Annotated in this window: 17 protein-coding genes; 9 read left to right on the forward strand and 8 right to left on the reverse strand. The window is 70.8% G+C overall.

What is annotated here, in order from left to right:
• Window positions 1–170 precede the first annotated feature (170 nt).
• Complete coding sequence (locus J2S43_RS12140; protein WP_306829021.1) at window positions 171–1,559, reverse strand: M28 family peptidase; 1,389 nt, start codon at window positions 1,557–1,559, stop codon at window positions 171–173.
• Window positions 1,560–1,898: 339 nt separating this feature from the next.
• Here J2S43_RS12140 and J2S43_RS12145 point away from each other — a divergent pair, with 339 nt between their 5' ends.
• From J2S43_RS12145 to J2S43_RS12155, 3 genes are all read left to right on the forward strand, one after another.
• The gene (locus J2S43_RS12145; protein ID WP_306829022.1) at window positions 1,899–2,252 is read left to right on the forward strand and encodes a DoxX family protein; all 354 of its coding nucleotides are present in this window, start codon (window positions 1,899–1,901) and stop codon (window positions 2,250–2,252) included.
• 281 nt (window positions 2,253–2,533) lie between these two features.
• Window positions 2,534–3,136: a cupin domain-containing protein gene (locus J2S43_RS12150; RefSeq protein ID WP_306829023.1), complete on the forward strand. Its 603-nt coding sequence runs from the start codon at window positions 2,534–2,536 to the stop codon at window positions 3,134–3,136.
• A gap of 15 nt (window positions 3,137–3,151) precedes the next feature.
• Window positions 3,152–3,574 carry a MarR family winged helix-turn-helix transcriptional regulator gene (locus tag J2S43_RS12155; RefSeq protein ID WP_306829025.1) on the forward strand — a complete coding sequence of 141 codons (423 nt, stop codon included), beginning with the start codon at window positions 3,152–3,154 and terminating at the stop codon, window positions 3,572–3,574.
• 234 nt (window positions 3,575–3,808) lie between these two features.
• Here the strand turns inward: J2S43_RS12155 and J2S43_RS12160 are convergent, their stop codons facing one another.
• A complete protein-coding gene (locus tag J2S43_RS12160; RefSeq protein WP_306829026.1) occupies window positions 3,809–4,465 on the reverse strand; it encodes a hypothetical protein in 657 nt (218 codons plus the stop codon).
• Window positions 4,466–4,665: 200 nt separating this feature from the next.
• On the opposite strand from J2S43_RS12160, the gene J2S43_RS12165 reads away from it, so the two are divergent.
• Window positions 4,666–5,358, forward strand: a complete 693-nt coding sequence (locus J2S43_RS12165) for a hypothetical protein (RefSeq protein WP_306829027.1) — start codon at window positions 4,666–4,668, stop codon at window positions 5,356–5,358.
• A 15-nt stretch (window positions 5,359–5,373) separates the two neighbouring features.
• Complete coding sequence (locus tag J2S43_RS12170) at window positions 5,374–5,979, forward strand: J domain-containing protein (RefSeq protein ID WP_306829029.1); 606 nt, start codon at window positions 5,374–5,376, stop codon at window positions 5,977–5,979.
• Between the two features lie 13 nt (window positions 5,980–5,992).
• Here the strand turns inward: J2S43_RS12170 and J2S43_RS12175 are convergent, their stop codons facing one another.
• The 5 genes from J2S43_RS12175 to J2S43_RS12195 form a co-directional block, all read right to left on the reverse strand.
• Window positions 5,993–6,700 carry a hypothetical protein gene (locus J2S43_RS12175; RefSeq protein ID WP_306829030.1) on the reverse strand — a complete coding sequence of 236 codons (708 nt, stop codon included), beginning with the start codon at window positions 6,698–6,700 and terminating at the stop codon, window positions 5,993–5,995.
• Between the two features lie 114 nt (window positions 6,701–6,814).
• Window positions 6,815–8,365: a glycosyltransferase gene (locus J2S43_RS12180; protein ID WP_306829031.1), complete on the reverse strand. Its 1,551-nt coding sequence runs from the start codon at window positions 8,363–8,365 to the stop codon at window positions 6,815–6,817.
• Window positions 8,362–9,417 (reverse strand): glycosyltransferase family 2 protein, encoded by a 1,056-nt coding sequence (locus J2S43_RS12185; RefSeq protein WP_306829032.1) that lies wholly within the window; start codon window positions 9,415–9,417, stop codon window positions 8,362–8,364. The genes J2S43_RS12180 and J2S43_RS12185 overlap by 4 nt, the downstream gene beginning before the upstream one ends.
• Window positions 9,401–10,438: a zinc-dependent alcohol dehydrogenase gene (locus J2S43_RS12190; protein ID WP_306829033.1), complete on the reverse strand. Its 1,038-nt coding sequence runs from the start codon at window positions 10,436–10,438 to the stop codon at window positions 9,401–9,403. The genes J2S43_RS12185 and J2S43_RS12190 overlap by 17 nt, the downstream gene beginning before the upstream one ends.
• On the reverse strand, window positions 10,435–11,658 hold the full coding sequence (locus tag J2S43_RS12195; protein WP_306829034.1) for an aspartate aminotransferase family protein: 1,224 nt from the start codon (window positions 11,656–11,658) through the stop codon (window positions 10,435–10,437). The genes J2S43_RS12190 and J2S43_RS12195 overlap by 4 nt, the downstream gene beginning before the upstream one ends.
• Window positions 11,659–12,161: 503 nt before the next feature.
• On the opposite strand from J2S43_RS12195, the gene J2S43_RS12200 reads away from it, so the two are divergent.
• Window positions 12,162–13,004, forward strand: a complete 843-nt coding sequence (locus J2S43_RS12200) for a S1 family peptidase (RefSeq protein WP_306829035.1) — start codon at window positions 12,162–12,164, stop codon at window positions 13,002–13,004.
• 262 nt (window positions 13,005–13,266) lie between these two features.
• Window positions 13,267–13,470, forward strand: a complete 204-nt coding sequence (locus J2S43_RS12205; RefSeq protein ID WP_306829036.1) for a cold-shock protein — start codon at window positions 13,267–13,269, stop codon at window positions 13,468–13,470.
• Between the two features lie 77 nt (window positions 13,471–13,547).
• Here the strand turns inward: J2S43_RS12205 and J2S43_RS12210 are convergent, their stop codons facing one another.
• Complete coding sequence (locus J2S43_RS12210) at window positions 13,548–13,748, reverse strand: DoxX family protein (protein ID WP_306829037.1); 201 nt, start codon at window positions 13,746–13,748, stop codon at window positions 13,548–13,550.
• A 229-nt stretch (window positions 13,749–13,977) separates the two neighbouring features.
• Here J2S43_RS12210 and helR point away from each other — a divergent pair, with 229 nt between their 5' ends.
• Together helR and J2S43_RS12220 are read left to right on the forward strand one after the other, a co-directional pair.
• The gene (helR, locus tag J2S43_RS12215) at window positions 13,978–16,122 is read left to right on the forward strand and encodes an RNA polymerase recycling motor ATPase HelR (RefSeq protein WP_306829039.1); all 2,145 of its coding nucleotides are present in this window, start codon (window positions 13,978–13,980) and stop codon (window positions 16,120–16,122) included.
• A gap of 238 nt (window positions 16,123–16,360) precedes the next feature.
• Window positions 16,361–16,543, forward strand: coding sequence for a hypothetical protein (locus J2S43_RS12220; RefSeq protein WP_306829040.1), 183 nt, complete (start codon window positions 16,361–16,363; stop codon window positions 16,541–16,543).
• Window positions 16,544–16,707: the final 164 nt, after the last annotated feature.

Below are 16,707 nucleotides of genomic sequence, written 5' to 3' on the forward strand. Positions count from 1 at the left end.
ACGCCTGCCCTCGCCGACGACCGGCGCGCCGCGCGGCCGGCTGCTTCCGGGGACGTGCCGGTCGTGGCGACGAGGCCCGGACGCGCCGGTCACGGCGGCGGAGGTGCGGACGGACGGTCGCCACGGGTGCGGCGGGGTGCCGCTCATGGCGTACCCCTGCGATGGTGTGGTCAGGGGTTTCGGGCGGTGGCGTAGGCGGCGGAGGCGATCAACTCCAGCGAGACCTGGAGGCGTTCCAGGCTGATGTTGTGGGTGATCGTGTCCGACGGGCTGTGGTAGGGCGGTTCGAGCAGGATCCAGCCGTCCTCCTCGCCGCGCCAGGAGAAGTTCGCGGCCGCGATGCCGACCTCCTGGAACGACGCGTGATCGCTTGCGCCGCGCTCGGTCACCGGCGTCAGGTGCGGGGTGTAGCCGAGGCGTCCGGCGGCCGCGATCACCTCGTCGGTGGAGCGGTTCGGCTCGCCGGTGAGCGACAGCAGCCAGTAGCGGATCGCCGGGTCCCAGCTGGTCGCGACCATGTCGTTCTGGAAGACCGCGGTGATCCTGTCCCGTTCCGGCCGCGGCAGACCCGCCACGTAGTGCCGCGAGCCGACCAGGCCCTGCTCCTCGGAGCCCCACAGCGCGAACCGCAGCGTCGCGTTCACCGGCAGGTGCCGCAGGACCCGGGCGACCTCCAGCGTGAGCGCGGTCCCGGAGGCGTCGTCGTTCGCGCCCGGCGAGCCGATCACGCTGTCGTAGTGCGCGCCGACCATGACGACCGGGCCGGTGCCGTCCCCGTGCCGCCGTTCCGCGAGGACGTTGTGCGAGGTCAGGTCGCGGTACATCCGGGCGCTGACGGTCAGCTCCGGCAGCGTGCCCGCGGCCAGCAGCGCGCGTAGCCGGTCCTTCTGCGGCTGGCCCGCGCCGACGATCGGGATCGGCACCGGGTTGGCCAGCCACGGCGGGAACGCCGGAGCCTGCGAGTGGTCGAGGTGATCGTGCGCCACGAACAGGATCGCGGCCGCGCCGCGGGCCACGGCGGTCCCGGCCAGCACGTCCGGGTCGTCGAGCCACGGGTAGTCGATCATCACGATCGCGCCGGTGACGTCGTCCGGGTAGTCGGCGGTGCCGCCCGCGCCCGCGTCGACCACGGCGCCGCGGACCGTGGTGCCCAGCACGCCGGACAGCGACGCGCCCACCTGCCAGCCGAGGTCCCGCGGCAGCCCGCCGGGCGCGTCCAGCGTGCCCAGCGCGGTGTCCTCCGCCGGGAACGGTTGCAGTGTGGTGTCGTAGCCGAGCGAGTCGAGAACCCCGGCGACGTAGCCGGCGGCCCGGGTCTCCGACGGCGTCCCGGCGACCCGCGGGCCGATCCGCTCGGACAGCACGCGCAGGTGTTCCAGCGCGCGCCGCGCCGACACCTGGCCGGCGACCCGCTGGTCGTCGGCGGTCAGCACCGGCGGGCGCACGGCTCCCGGACGGTGGTCACCGATCGCCCAGGCCGGCGCCGGCAGCGCGGCGCCGGCCGCCCCTCCGGCCGCGATCCCGAGCAGTGCCCGCCGGCTGAACGAGGACTTATCCACGGCTCCTCCTAGATCTGGGTGTCCACGCCGGACACTAGGTTTGATCGTGACGCCGGTCTATCGCTCGTGAGATTCCGGACAGGCGGCAACCGATTCCGGAAGGGCCGTTCACCGGAACGTCCCGCTGACGCCGGTGGCGGTGGCGGTGACGGTCGTGGTGGTGAAGCCGTCCGGCGCGCGCGCCGCCGTGGTCGTCGCCGGAGGGGATCGCTGTGTCCGTGCGGTGCGGGCGCGGCAGAGGGCCAGGCGGTGTGACGGGCCGCATAGTCGCTAGATGCTTGAGAAACTCAATGATAATTTCAAGCAAGTCCGTAGGAGTCGTCCCCCCTGAGGTGACAGATGTTCGTTGCAACCGTGGTGATCACCGGCCTGCTGGCCGCGGCGTTCGCCGTCAGTGGAGTCCGGAAGCTGGCCGGCGGAGCCGGGGTACGGCAGGAGGCGGCGCACCTGCGGGTGCCGTTCGGTGGCTATCGGGTCATCGGTGTGGCCGAGATCGCCGGGTCGCTGGCCCTGCTGACCGGCCTGGCCTGGGCGCTGCTGGGTGTCGTCACGGCCGGGCTGCTGGTCCTGCTCATGATCGGTGCCTTCGCCGCGCATATTCGCGTGCACGACGGCCCTGGGACCTGGGCGCCTGCCGCGGCCCTGCTGCTCCTCACCGCGCTGACGCTCGGCCTGCGCATCACCACGACCTGACCCGGGAGCGTCGCCGCGGCCTGACCTGAGCGCGTCGCCGCAGTCTGACCCGAGAGCGTCGCTGCGGCCGGGTCCGGAGCGTCGCTGCGGCCCGGTCCGCAAGCGGTTCGGCGCCGAATGCGGCTGGTGCGAAATCGGCCCGGTCCGGAAGGTGGCCCGGTCCGGAAGGTGGCCCGGCCCGGGAGTGGCCCGCCGCGAAAACGCTCGGCGCGACCGGCATCTCGGCGCGACAGAAATTTCGGCACGACAGAAATCTCGGCGCGACAGATTTGGAGGGACCCGTGCACGATCGCACTCCGACCGGTCTGGAACGTGTCATCGCCAACCCGGTGATGGGCGTGGAGGTCACCTTCCTGAAGGCCGTCGACGACCCCGGCGGCGACCAGGTGGAGAGCCTGGTGCGGATCCCCGCCGGCGAGATCGGGCCGCCGCCGCACTATCACCTCGACTTCGAGGAGCGGTTCACCGCCGTCGAAGGGACGCTCCACATGGACCTCGGCGATCAGCGCGGCCTCCGGCTCGAGCCCGGCGAGTCCGTGCTGGTGCCGCGCACCGTGCGGCACCGCTACTACAACGCGGGCGATCGCGACGCGGTCTTCCGGTTCGAGGCCACGCCGGGTGCGGCGTACGAGCGGGCCACCCGCGCCGCCTTCGGCCTGGCCCGGGACGGGCGCACCGACCACCGCGGCGTCCCGCGTGAACTGCTGGACAAGGCGTTGATGTTCGACCTCGCCGGGAGCTTCGCCGAGGGACCTCCCCTATGGTTGCAGAAGATCTTGACCCGTGCCGGGGTACGCGTGGCCGTGGCCCTCGGCCGCGACCCGGGATTCCGCCGATACACGGAGGCGTCACCGCACGCGCCGGACCGTCGACCGGCCACCTGACAGGAGAACACGCCCATGGCAGCGGAGGACCTGGCCGCACGGCTGCTCGATCACGTCATGCTGATCGCCGAGGAGGTGAGCGGCCGGATGCGGGAGGCCCTCGACCGCCTCGACCTCACCGAGCCGACGGCGGAGCTGCTGTGGCACCTGCGCCCCGACGCCGAGCCCGCCTCGCTGCGCACGCTGGCGAGCCGGCTGCACTGCGACCCCTCCAACATCACGCTTCGCAGCGCCAAGCTGGAGGCCCAGGGCCTGGCCGTCCGGCGCCCGCACCCGGCCGACGGCCGGATCCGCACGCTGGTCCTGACCGAGGCCGGGGTGCGCATGCGACGGCTCCTGCTGGAGGCGGTCGCCGAGCGGTCACCGCTGGCCGGGCTGAACGCCGAGGAGCAGCGGCAACTCGACGCGCTGCTGAGCAGGGCCTCGGTCCGGCGCTGACGCGGCCGATCGACGACCCCCAGCGGCGATCCCGATCCCGGCGTCGGCGACCCGGCCGCTGTCGTGCGCGTGAGTCGCACGGCCTCGTTCGCGAGAGAGGTGGTCCGCCTTCGAAAATGCGCGTCGCGTCCCGATGGGCCGACCGCGCCCGGTGGATCTCGTGCCGATCGAGGAGTGCGGCCGCACGGCCGGCCAGCGGGGCCACTCGGCCGAGGTGCCGCGATCGTGCTTCGATCACGACCGGCCCTGGTGCCCGGGCGGCAGCGCAGGGCGTGCCTGCGCGGGCTGAGCCCCCTGGATCTGGTGGTGCGGGACGGGTGGCGCGAACCCCGGCGGGAACGGCCGGCCGAACATCGACGCCGAGATGGCGACGGTCATCCATGGCACCCATGGGCCGCGAAGCCGCAGGGGCGGTGCGCCCTCGAAGTGCATCGTGACCGCCCAGTCACCCGGCTCGGGCTGCATGGAGACGAGCGCGCGGAGTTCGCTGGACTGCCACTGATTGTCGATCATAACCAGGAGTCGCTGGTCGGTGATCACCACGGGCGCGGTGCCGAGCGGACGCCATTGCGGCCGGGCCTGGTTCTCCGCGCGCCGTCGCTTCCGTGCGTCGTTGGCGGCGCCGGCCAGCATGCCCGCGGCGACGAACATCAACCCGCCACCGAACGCGTAGCCACCTGTCGAGTATTCGACGTCGATTCCATGAAAGACGCTCAGGTCGGCCACGAGTGCGCCGAACTGCGATTCCCCCGGTCTGGTCATGATGCTCGGATTGATCGGGTGTGGGCGGCCACCCCGGTTCACCACGTCAATCAGGGCGTTCATTGCCACCCAGCCGCGTTGTGCTTCGACCGCCTCGGCCTGAGCTCGTTCTTGAGCCGACACCAGCACCTCCGGAATAGTCGTGCTCGGTGCATCGTCGCATTGAGATACATGATCAATCCACGGCGGTCGGACCTTCGCGGTAACGACTGCCCGATCGGTCATGGTCGCGCACTGATCGTTCTGCGTGACCCCGCGATTCCGGTGACTCCATTCCCTCTCCGGGCCCGCTACCGTCTGGATCGGACGCCTGTCAGCGAGGGGGAGTGGTGTCGGAGGAGATCGCTGTACGACGGTCCGGGGACCTCGGCCGGCTGCCGTCCGTACCGGTGCATCAGGCTCGTGAACTGGAGATGAGCGCGGTTGCGCTGGACGCGGACGAGTGCTGGGCCTCGCTCGGTGCGGCGCTGCGCGCGCGGATCGAGCAGCGTGCGGGGCCGGTGGTCGAGTGGTGGGCCTGGGAGCAGGACGGACGCGTCCATGTCGTGGTGCTCGGCCGGATCGCGTTCGTGCGATGCATTCCGACGACCACCGCCCGCGGATCGGCCCATCGTGTGGAGACGATGCGGCTGATGCCGGAAACCGTTCGTACGGTGCCCATCAGGGACAATGCTCCACGGAATGGCCCACGCGTCGGTAATCGGTCCGCAGAGGAGAGTGCGGGCGCCGGCAGAATCGATCTGCCGGCTGATTTCCGGGCGGTCATAGGCCATATTCCGGCGCGTGCACAGATTCTGCTGCAGGAACCTTTCGTGACCCACTCCGGGCCGCTGCTCGCCGATTCGTGTGTCTATCAGACGGTGAATCGGCGTGGAATGGGAAGCGTGACGATGAAGCTGTGGTGTTATCTGACGGATTACCGGACGCTGACGGTGGTGAGCGGGACGGGCGTGTCCGCGACACCCGGCTCACCCGTGGGCTGGGACCTCATGTGCCGCCGTATCGCTGTCGGCGCGCGGTGACACCGGGAGGTCAGCGTGACGGATGAAGGACTGTTCCGGGCGCTCGGCGGCCGGGACGCCTACGAGGTGCTCGGCGTCCCGCGGGAGGCGACCCGTGACGAGATCCTGCGTGCGAAGCGGGAGCGCCAGCGCGAGGCGCACCCCGATCTGCACGGCGGGGCGGGTGGCGACGCCGACTCCAAGCTGATCAACAATGCGGCCGCCATCCTGTCGGACGATCGTGTCCGTGCCGACTATGACCGATGGAGCGGCCGAGGCTCCCCGGCGTATCCTCCTGCCGCACCGTCGGCCTGGGACGCCGGCACTCCCGGCTTCGTGGCGCCCCCGCACGCCGGTGCCGGTGTGCCGGGGCCGTTCCCCCCGCCGGCACCCGGGTACCCGGCCGGTGCCCGGCCGCCGGGCCCACCCCCGCCACCGGCACCCGCGCCGCCGACCTGGGCAGGTCCCCAGATGCCGGGATCGTCCGTGCCGGCCGGCCCGATGGCGATGCCCGCCTACACTCCGTCGCGGACGGGAGCGTCGTCCGGGCCGGGCACCCCGGCGATCGTCGCTCTGATCGTCGTGGCCCTGCTGGTGCTGTGTTGCGGCCCGGCTCTGTGCATGCCGCTCCTGCAACGGTGACTCGCGGAGCCGGTCAGGCGAGGAGCTTCTCGCGCATGGTCTTGCCCGGGTTGAACTGACCGACGATCCGCTGGCCGGTCGGCAGGTAGACGTCGACGGTGTTGTTGCGGCGCATCAGCTCGCGGACCGGCTTCGGCAGCGGCGGCTCCTGCGGCATCGCGTTGCGGATGTCCGTGGCGGTCTGGACGAGCCGCTCGGCGAGCATCGCGGAGTCCGCGTCGACCCGGACCCGGCCGAACTCCCAGCCGCAGACGAGCAGGTCGAGCGTCTCGAAGACGTGGGTGAGCGCGGCGTACGAGTCGGTCACGTCGACGAAGCGGTGCGCGTTGCGGCCGATGACGGTGGTGGCGGCCTGCACGTGGATGTAGGGGTGCAGGCCGCCGGGGAGCGCGAAGAGCGGCCACTGCAGCGCGTGCCCGGCCTCCTTCCACAGCGTGCGGTAGTTGCGGCGGTCGACGATCAGGCGGTGGCCGCTGCGCCGGTAGATGTCGGCGCACTGGGCGGCGAGCGCGTCGTTGGCCGTGTCGGCGAACTCGCGCAGGATCGTGGCGGCGACCACCAGGCCGTCGTCGCCCTGAAGATACGGGCCGACCGCGGCGGCCTGGTCCGGGAAACGGCCCTGCACGTGCGCGCCGAAGCCCTGCCGGACCTGGGCGAGGATCTGGGCCTGCTGGCCGAGGTCGTGCTGGACCTTCCGCTTACCAAGACCGAAAAGTCGCATGTGCCCTCGTTTCGACCGCGCCGGTAAACGGGAGTCATGTTAACGAAGATCACCGTGGACGGTCTCGGCGCGGGTCCGGAATCCCCGAAAGTGGACCCCGGACCCACCGAACGGTCAGGCCGTGACCAGCCGGGCCGACGCGCCGCGAGCCACGACCGCGTCGTAGAGCTCGGCCGGGGTGAGCGTGGCGTACCAGGGTGCGCCGGGCGCGCGCTCGTACCGTTCCATCGAGATCAGGAACGTGAGGGCGTACCCGGTGCTCAGTGCGAGGAACGCGCCGGCCCAGGCCGCGATCGCGACGTGTTCACCCTGGATCAGCCGCGCCGCGGCGAGCGTGAGCACGGCCAGGCTCGCCAGCGCGTACAGGCGATAGGTGTTCTTCAGGGAATTGCTGGAGGTGCGGTCGGTGCGCTTGACCGTGACGCCGAACGTCCGGTCGTTGCCGGCCAGAGCACGAAGAGCCGAGATCATCGGTACGGTGTCCGCCACGCCGAACGCCTCGCTGTGCAGAAGGTGGTAGTGGCCGCGTCCGAAGATCACCACGATCCACACCGACACGACCGTGAAGGCCAGGAACGCGAAACCGTATCGGCTGTACGGACCGGTGACCGGTGCGACGCCGGTGATCAGCGCGGCCAGCGGCGCCAGCAGGTAGAGCACGCGGATCGGCCCCTGCAGGTGCGTGACCATGGCGCTGAAGTAGTTGAGCCGCTGCCAGCCGGTCAGCCCGCGCACCCGCAGCGGCGAGTCCGGGTGCCGGAACAGCAGGCGCAGGCTGCCGGCCGCCCAGCGCCGCCGGGTCCGGTAGTACTCGCGCAGGTTCTCCACCTCGAGGCCGTAGGCGAGCGGCTCACCCAGGTAGATCGACTTCCAGCCGCGCGCGTGGATGCGCAGCGACGTGTGGATGTCCTCGGTCGGCGTGTCCGGCGCGAACCCGCCGGCCGAGTCGATCGCGGCCCGGCGCAGCATCGCGGACGTGCCGGTGTAGATCGCGCTGTTGGTGTAGTTCTTCGTCGGCTGGATGCCACCGTAGAACATGCCCTGCTCGTGCCAGCCACGATCGCCGCGGAACGTGAACGACTCCTGGTTGTAGAAGCTCTGCGGCGACTGCACGAACCCGACGCGCGGGTCGTCGAAGTAGCCGATGGTCCGCTCCGCGAACTCCGGCAGCGGGATGTGGTCGGCGTCCAGCGTGATCACGAACTCCGCGTCCGTGAACCGCAGCCCGTTGTTGAGGTTGCCGGCCTTCGCGCCCTCGTTCGTGGTCCGCGCGACGTAGCGGGCGCCGTGCCGGGCCGCCATCTCGCGCACCTCGGCCCGGTCGCCGTCGTCGAGCACCAGCACGTCTCGCACGCCGCGTACCCGCATCGCGCCGATCACGGTCGGTTCCAGCACGAGCGGCGGCTCGTTCGCCGTGGGGATCAGGATGTCGACCGTCGCCACGATCTCATCGACGGTACGGGGTGCCGCGCTCGCCGCCCTGCGGAGCGTGAGCATGAAGCAGATCGAGGTGAGCACGCCGAACAGCTCGATGCTCCAGGCGACCGGGCCGTACCAGACGGTCCAGTCGACGACCGCGGTCCGCCACACCACGAACGCGGTGGCGAGCACGAGGAACGTCCAGAACAGCGCGGGGAACCAGCGCGGGTCACGGTGCACGATCACGACGGGACCTCCTCGGTCACGATGCGGGCGACCCGGTGCGCCTCGGCGCGCACCAGATCGCAGAAGCGCGGGCTCAGCGCCAGCACCGGCGGCAGCAGCCGGGCCTCCGCGACGCTGCCGTCCTCGTAGGGCAGCGCCAGTCCGGCGATCGGCAGGCCCTCGGCCGCGTCCCGGACGCCGATGGACAGCACGCCGTCGTCGCCGGGCACCACGGACAGACGCTGTCCGTCGAGTTCGCGGAGCAGCGAAGGGTAGGCCGCGTTCGCCTCGAAGTCGCCGAGCGCTACCGCGAGCTCGACGTCGTGGCCGGGCCAGCGGCGCAGGAAGTAGCGGTAGTTCGCGGCCTCGGTGCGCCGGTTCGCGGCCACGTCACGCACGTGCGGCAGGTGCGTGCCGTAGAAGTCGCGGGCCATCACGATCGGGGTGCCGGCCCGGCTGATCCGGTAGGCCCATTCCAGGTCCTCCACGCCGTACCCGGTGAAGGTCTCGTCGAAGAACGGCGTGGCGTCCCGGCGCAGCGCGATCAGCGCGGTCCAGGCGAACGCCCACGGGATCACATGCGGCGTGTGCAGGCGCGGGTCCGCGTCCACCACGGTCTGCGCCTGGAGGTCGTCGAGGACCTTGCGGTGGTGCTCCCACGGCTGCGCGGTCACCGAGGTCACGTCGCCGGTGTTGTTGTCGTAGCCGAGCATCTGCCCGGCCACGCAGACGCGCTGCCCGTACCCGAAATGGTGCTGGTAGAGGGTTTCCAGTGACCGGGACGGGAGCGCCATGTCCACGTCCATCAGCACCACGAACTCGCCGGTGGCCTGCCGCAGTGCCAGGTTGCGGGCCTCGGCGACCCGCCACGGCGCGGCGGAGAGCACGGACACGATCGGCAGCCGTGCGGTGAACTCGCGGCAGATCGCCACGTAGTCCTCGCTGTACTCCATCGCGCCGATGACCACCTGCGGCGTGAGCGTCTGCTCGGCCAGCGAGGCCAGTGCCAGCCGCAGATTGTCCGGCCGGTTGCGATAGGGGATGACCACGCTGATCTCAGGCAACGTGCTCACCCGGCATCAGCAGCACCTTGCAGCTCGCCTCCGGTGCCGCGCCCACGGTCCGGGCGTCGATGTCGCAGCCGAGCGCCGCGAACCCCTTGCGGTAGTCGGCCAGCGGCACCGTGTGGCTGATCAGCCGCTCGGCCGGGATCCGGCCGGAGACGATCAGATGGAACGCCTCCTCGAACGAGCCGTGCAGCGAGTCGATCGAGCCGGCCACGGTGAGGCTGCGGTCGCCGATGAGCATGGTGTCGATCGCGGCGATGCGCTCCTTGAGCCCGATCGACATGAACGTGCCGCCCGGCGCCATCCGCGGCAGCAGCTCCTCCAGGAAGTGCGACGTGGTGTCGACGACGATGTCGAGGTCCTTCTCGCCATCCAGGTCCGCCACGATCCGGCTGCCGGCCGGCAGCCGGGTGGAGGCGAAGTCGCGCCGGGCCGGGGAGCGCTCGACCACGGTCGGGGTCAGGCCCTTCAGCGACAGCATCCACGCGTAGAGCAGGCCGAGGGGCCCGGCGCCGATCACGTAGGTGGTCATCGCCAGGGACGCCGGCTGGATCCGGCGCACGCCGGTGACGACGCAGCTCAGCGGCTCGGTCAGCGCGGCCGCGCGCAGCGGCACGCGATCCGGGACGCGGTGCACGAACGCGGACGTGGTCCGGTAGCGGCCGGCGAACGCGCCGTCGTAGCTGACGCCGCTCTCCGTGCCGTGCTTGCCCTCGCAGTGGTTGATCCGGCCGGTGCGGCACATCCGGCAGCGCCCGCAGTACGGCGTCGGGTTGATCACCACACGGTCGCCGGGCGTGATCGTGGTGACCTTCGCGCCGACCTCGGCCACGATCCCGGAGGCCTCGTGACCGAGCGTGACGCCGGGGACCGCGACCGGGTAGGCGCCGGAGACGATGCCCAGGTCGGTGCCGCAGATCCCGCAGTAGGCGACGTCAATCACGACGTCGTCGTCACCGACAGCGTGGAGATCCGGCAGGTCGGCCAGGTCCACGCCCCAAGCCGCGCTGAACGTCAAGGCCTTCATGATCCTTCTTCCTCGAACGTGCGCAGCGCCGCGCGGAGCCGCTCCAGCAGGTCGTCCACCTGGGCCGGCGTGATGATCAGGGGTGGGCGGACCTTGACCGCGCGGCCGAAGCCGTAGCGGCTGCCGCGCATGATCAAGCCGTGCCGCTTGGCGATCGGCAGGAACCGCGCGACCGCCTCGGCGTCCGGCAGGTCGAACGCCAGCATCAGGCCGACGCCGCGCGGGTTGGAAACGGTTACATGGTCGCGCTCGAGAGCGCGGAGTCCGTCCAGCAGCGGCTGCCCGACGGCGGCCACGTTGTCCAGCACGTGGTGCTCACGGATGTAGCGGATCGTCTCCTCCAGCGCGGTCAGCGACAGCGGGTTCGCGCCGGCCGTGCTGGAGTGCTCCCACGGCTCCAGCACGTCCAGCTCCGGGCGCATCAGCACGCCCGCGACCGGGATGCCGACGCCGCCCGCGCCCTTGCCGAACGTGATGATGTCCGGCCGCAGCTCGCGCGCGAAGCCGCTGGAGGCGAACATCGCGCCGGTGCGCCCGAAGCCGGTCTGCACCTCGTCCGCGATGATCAGGATGCCGAGGTCGTCGCAGACCCGACGCAGCTCGCGGAAGTAGCCGTCCGGCGGCACCAGGTTGCCGCCGTTGCCGAGCACCGGCTCGATGATCAGCGCGGCGATCCGGCCACTGGACGCGAACTCGGCGAAGTCCGCGACCCGGGTGGCGCAGAGCAGCCCGCACCGGTCCGGCGTCTGGCCGAAGAAGCAGTTGGCGCAGTCCGGCGCCGGGATCTTCACCGAGCCGGGGAACGGCAGCGTGAACGACCGTTGCCGGAACGCGTTGCCGGAGACCCCGGTCGTGGCCACGGACTGGCCGTGGTGGGACAGGAAGAGCGAGAAGACGTCGGTGTTCCCGGTGGCCTTCTGGGCGATCCGGATCGCGGCCTCGTTCGCGGTGGAGCCGGTTATGTCCCGGAACCAGAACGCGCCGATGTGCGGCGGGAGATATTCACGCATCGATTCAAATATGCGTGCCGCAGCCTCCCGGGTGTGGTCCGACGTCAGGTGGGCGAGGCGGTCCAATTGCCGGTGCAGGGCATCGACGACCTCTTTGGCGGAATAGCCGAGCGAAACGTTGAACGTGCCGGACGCGCAGTCGATGTACTGCTCGTCGTGTGCGGTCAGATAGATTCCTTCACCCGTGTACTCGGCGAGATGCGAGCTCAACGGACGGCCCCCTCTTTCGACATTGGCGCAGGATTCATCGCCGGTTCGCCCACCGTCGGCGGGCACCGTGACATTACGGGCACTGTGCTGGTAGAGCCGATTTTCGCCCCTTCCGTGGAAACGCTCCCACACCGGCGCATCCGCTCGTCGGACAAGGTGTGGTGGCGATACGCCCACAGTGCCCCGCCGAATTTCCGTTTGGCAAGCACGAAAGATTGGGAATCGACTTCGGTAAATCGAACACGATGACCGGCCAGCGGTGGTAACAGCAAATACATCCATGTGTGCTGAGTCACTGGCGAATATGTGTCCCTGAATGACATTTCCGTACGGGAGCCTGAATGTGGCCGTGTGGTTTCACTGTCGTCGACACGACACCGGGCATCGGGTCATATCGCCGGAGGCATGGTCAAAGTGATTTATTGACACCCATAAACCCCGATGCGAGGGTACGCACGGGCGGCCCACCCCGAGCCGTCCTCGTCCCGCGGAAGGGATCCCCCATGCAGCTTCGACGGGCACTCGCGCTCGGCGCCGCCGCGGTCGCCGCCGTCCTCTTCGGCCCCAGCATCCCGGCGAAGGCCGCACCGGCCGCGCCGCCGCTGATCGCGCCGGCCGCCGCCACGCTCGCCTCCACGATCTCGCTGAGCAACTGCTCGGCATCGCTGGTGCGCTACCCCACCTCGGCCGCCGGCGACCGCGCGATGATGCTGACCAACGGCCACTGCTACGAGGGCGGCTTCATCAACTCCGGCACCGTGCTGCGTAACGTGGCAAGCACCCGGCAGGGCACGCTGCTCGACGCGAGCGGCGCCTCGCTCGGCCGGGTCCGCGCCGACCTGGTCCTCTACGCCACGATGACCGGCACTGACGTCACGCTCTACCGGCTGAACACCACGTTCGCGGCGCTGCGGAGTCAGTACGGCGCGACGCCGCTCACCATCTCCGGCACCCGCACCGCGGCCGGCACGTCCATGTCGATCCCGTCCGGCTACTGGAAACGCGTCTGGAACTGTGCGGTCGACGGCTTCGTCCCCACGGTGCGCGAGGATCAGTGGTCCTGGCGCGACTCGATCCGATACAACGCGGGCTGCGACACGATCGGCGGCTCGTCCGGCTCTCCGATCGTGGACGACGCCACCGGCGCGGTGATCGGCGTCAACAACACCGGCAACGAGTCCGGCGGCCGTTGCACGCTCAACAACCCGTGCGAGGTCGCGTCGAACGGCACGGTGACGGTGCTGCCCGGCCGCGGCTACGGCCAGCAGACGTACTGGTTCACCACCTGCCTGACCTCGGCGCGGGTCATCGACCTGACCATCTCCGGCTGCCTGCTGCCACGCTGACGACACACCGGCGCGAGGGCCGTGCCGCGGTCCTCGCGCCTCGTTCACCGGAACGCCCCGCACATGCTCCGCAGCGTGATACCGTCATGCCGCTGCAGTTTTGGTTTCCGAAGACGTTGCGTTGCGAGACGATGGCGCCTGTTGGGTATCCGGACCCTACAGGCGCTTTTTCCATATTCGCCTCCGACTTGACGGATCATCAGAACGCGGCGACGAGAGGTGTGCACCACGCGCATCTCCCATGTTCGCGAAGGAGAAACACATGGCCACCGGCACCGTGAAGTGGTTCAACGCCGACAAGGGCTTCGGCTTCATCGTTCAGGACGAGGGCGGCGCTGACGTTTTCGCCCACTTCTCTGCGATCGCCACCAGCGGCTACCGCAGCCTGGAGGAGAACCAGCGGGTCGAGTTCGAGATCACCCAGGGTCAGAAGGGCCCGCAGGCCGCCAACATCCGGCCGCTCTGACCAGGCCCGGGGTCACCCGGACCTAGACACCGTCGCGGGGGTACGGCGCACGCCGTACCCCCGCGATTTTTTGTGCCTCAGGCCGTGGCCGGCTCCGGTGCGCGGCGGCGCAGGGCCGGGGTGAGCAGCGCGTCCACGCTGAACCGGCCGGCGCCGATCGCGGTGAGCAGCAGCGCGCCGACGCCGAGGACCAGCTCGGCGCCGCCGGCGTCGACGAACATGCCGTTGCCGGCGTGCGCGAAGACGTAGGCGCCCAGCATGTTCAGCGCGAGCAGCACGCCGAAGACCGGCGTGAGCAGGCCGAGGATCAGTGCGTTCTGATCGAGCGTTCAACAGTCTGTCCGCCGGAACGCTACCGGGATCGATGACCGGAGTCCCGCGATCGTGGTCTGTCCCTTTTCGGGGAACCAACCCATACGCACCCATAAAAAAGGGAGAAAGGTAAAAACCTTCCTCCGCCACCTCCAACGTATATCAGACCCCCGGTCTTGCCGCAAGACCCGGGTGATGCCGCAGAATCGCTGCTCAGAGGCCAGAACGTGGCCAATTGGGGGGATTCTCGTGAGCAGCAGCGCGTTCGCACTGCCGGACAAGCTGGCGGCCAAGGCCGCACCCACGCTGATCGACGCGGACGAACGGCACTTCGCCGCGATCGCGGACGGCCTGCGACGACAGCTCGACGACCTGGCCGGGCGGCTCGACGACGCCCGCAGGGGCGCGGCCGGCAAGGGGCGGCAGGCGGTCGACCGCGACCAGGAGGTGCACCGGCTGACCGCGCGGCTGCGCACGCTCCGCCGCTACAGCCTGGACCTGTGCCTGGGCCGGATGGTCGCGGCGGACACCGGCGAGACCATCTACATCGGACGGCTCGGGCTCACCGACGGCGACGGCGGCCGGCTGCTCACCGACTGGCGCTCGCCCGCGGCCGAGCCGTTCTTCGGCGCGACCCACGCGAACCCGATGGGCCTGGCCAGCCGCCGCCGCTACCGGTGGACGCGCGGGCGGGTCACCGACTACTGGGACGAGGTGTTCACGCCGGACGGACTGGAGGGCCACGCCGCGCTCGACGACCAGTCCGCGTTCATCGCCAGCCTCGGCGGCACCCGGTCCGCGCGCATGCGCGACGTGCTCGGCACCATCCAGGCCGACCAGGACGCGATCATCCGCGCCGGATCGAACGGCACGCTCGTCGTCGACGGCGGACCCGGCACCGGCAAGACCGTGGTCGCGCTGCACCGCACCGCGTACCTGCTCTACTCCGACCCGCGGCTCAGCCATCGCATGCTCTTCGTCGGCCCGCACGAGCCCTACCTGGCGTACGTCTCCGACGTGCTGCCCAGCCTCGGCGAGGAGGGCGTGCTCTCCTGCACGCTGCGCGACCTGGTCCCGGAGGGCGCGACCGCCGGCGTCGAGAAGGACCCGGAGACGGTACGCCTGAAGTCGTCCGCCGACATGGTCCGCGCGGTCGAGGCCGCGGTCCGGTTCTACGAGGAACCACCGCGGGCCGCCACCACGGCCGGCGGCGTGCGGGTGACCGCGGACGACTGGGCCGAGGCCTTCGGCGCCGCCACCGGCACGCCGCACAACGAGGCCCGCGAAGAGATCCTCGACGAACTGTGCGCGATCCTGGCCGACCGGCACGACGACGCCGACCCGGACGAACTGCGCCGAGACCTGCGCCCCGCGCTGCACCGGGCCTGGCCGATGCTGGAGGCGGCCGACCTGATCGCCGACCTCTGGTCGGTCCCCGCCTACCTGCGCCGGTGCGCGCCCTGGCTGACCGCGGACGGCATCGGCACGCTGCAACGCGCGGACCCGCGCGCCTGGACCCTGTCCGACCTGCCGCTGCTCGACGCGGCCCGGCAGCGCCTCGGCGACGCCGGAGCCGACCGGCGGGAGCGGCAGCGGGACGCGGCCGTGGCCGCGCAGCGCGCCGGCATGGCCACGGTCATCGACGACCTGATCGCCTCCAACGTCCACGACGACGGCGAGGGGCTGATGCAGATGCTGGTCCAGCAGGACCTGCGGGACGTGCTGGTCGACGACGCCGTGCTGCCCGGCGCGACCCGGGACCGGCTGGCCGGCCCGTTCGCCCACATCGTGGTGGACGAGGCACAGGAACTCACCGACGCCGAATGGCAGATGCTGCTGCTGCGCTGCCCGTCCCGCAGCCTCACCGTGGTCGGCGACCGCGCCCAGGCCCGCCACGGCTTCACCGAGACCTGGCAGGACCGCCTCACCCGGGCCGGCCTCGACCGGATCGAGCTGGCGTCGCTGAACATCAACTACCGCACCCCGTCCGAGGTCATGGCCGAGGCCGCCCCGGTCATCCGCGCCGCACTGCCCGACGCGAACGTCCCACGGTCGATCCGCGACAGCGGACTCCCGGTCGTACACGCACGCCTCGAAGATTTTGATCTGATCCTCGCCACGCACGCCGGTGAGGGCACCGCCGTCGTCATCGGACACCCCACGTTCACCGGCTCCGGCCGGGTCCGCGCGCTCACCCCCGAACTGGCCAAGGGCCTCGAGTTCGACCTGGTCGTCCTGGTCGACCCGGCCTCCTTCGGCACCGGGATCGAAGGCGCGGTCGACCGCTACGTCGCGATGACCCGCGCCACCCGCCGCCTGGCGATCCTCACGAGCGCTTGAGCGGGAACGCGCGGATCAGTGCGGCGACCTCGTCGACGGCGGTTTCCAGAAGGAGGTGGCCGCCGCCGAGGAGGGCCCGCCGCCACCACCGGCGCGCCCGGACGGTCGCCTGCGGAGCGTGTCGGGAGTCCGACAGCGGTGGGTCGTCCGGCCGATGCCAGGACCCCCGAAATGCCGGGTCGCGGGCGTGATCACGGCGGGCAGAATGACTGCCGTCGCCGTCACGAGGGGGAACACCATGGAGGACGCGTTGCTGGCCTACAACGCCGGCCGCGTCGACGCGCTGGACGGGCGCCGGGACGCTGACTCAGCCGAACACCCGGACACCGGCGCGGACTACCGGCGCGGGTTCCTGGACGCGCGCATAGAGGTGGTCAACATGCACGCGGAGCTGCGGAGACTTCTCGGCTACGAGGGCTGACGGCCATCCGCGGAGAATGTGCCGCAACTCTCTCCGCGCACGGCGCATCACAACGGGTTCCACAACAACCGGAAGCCCGGCGGGGTCCGCGGGGTGCGCTGGACCGGCTGCTGACCTCGGCGATCGAGGGCGGTGGACCGGCACCAGCGGTCCACCGCCCGCCG

The sequence above is a fragment of the Catenuloplanes nepalensis genome (assembly GCF_030811575.1).
Lineage (GTDB): Bacteria > Actinomycetota > Actinomycetes > Mycobacteriales > Micromonosporaceae > Catenuloplanes > Catenuloplanes nepalensis.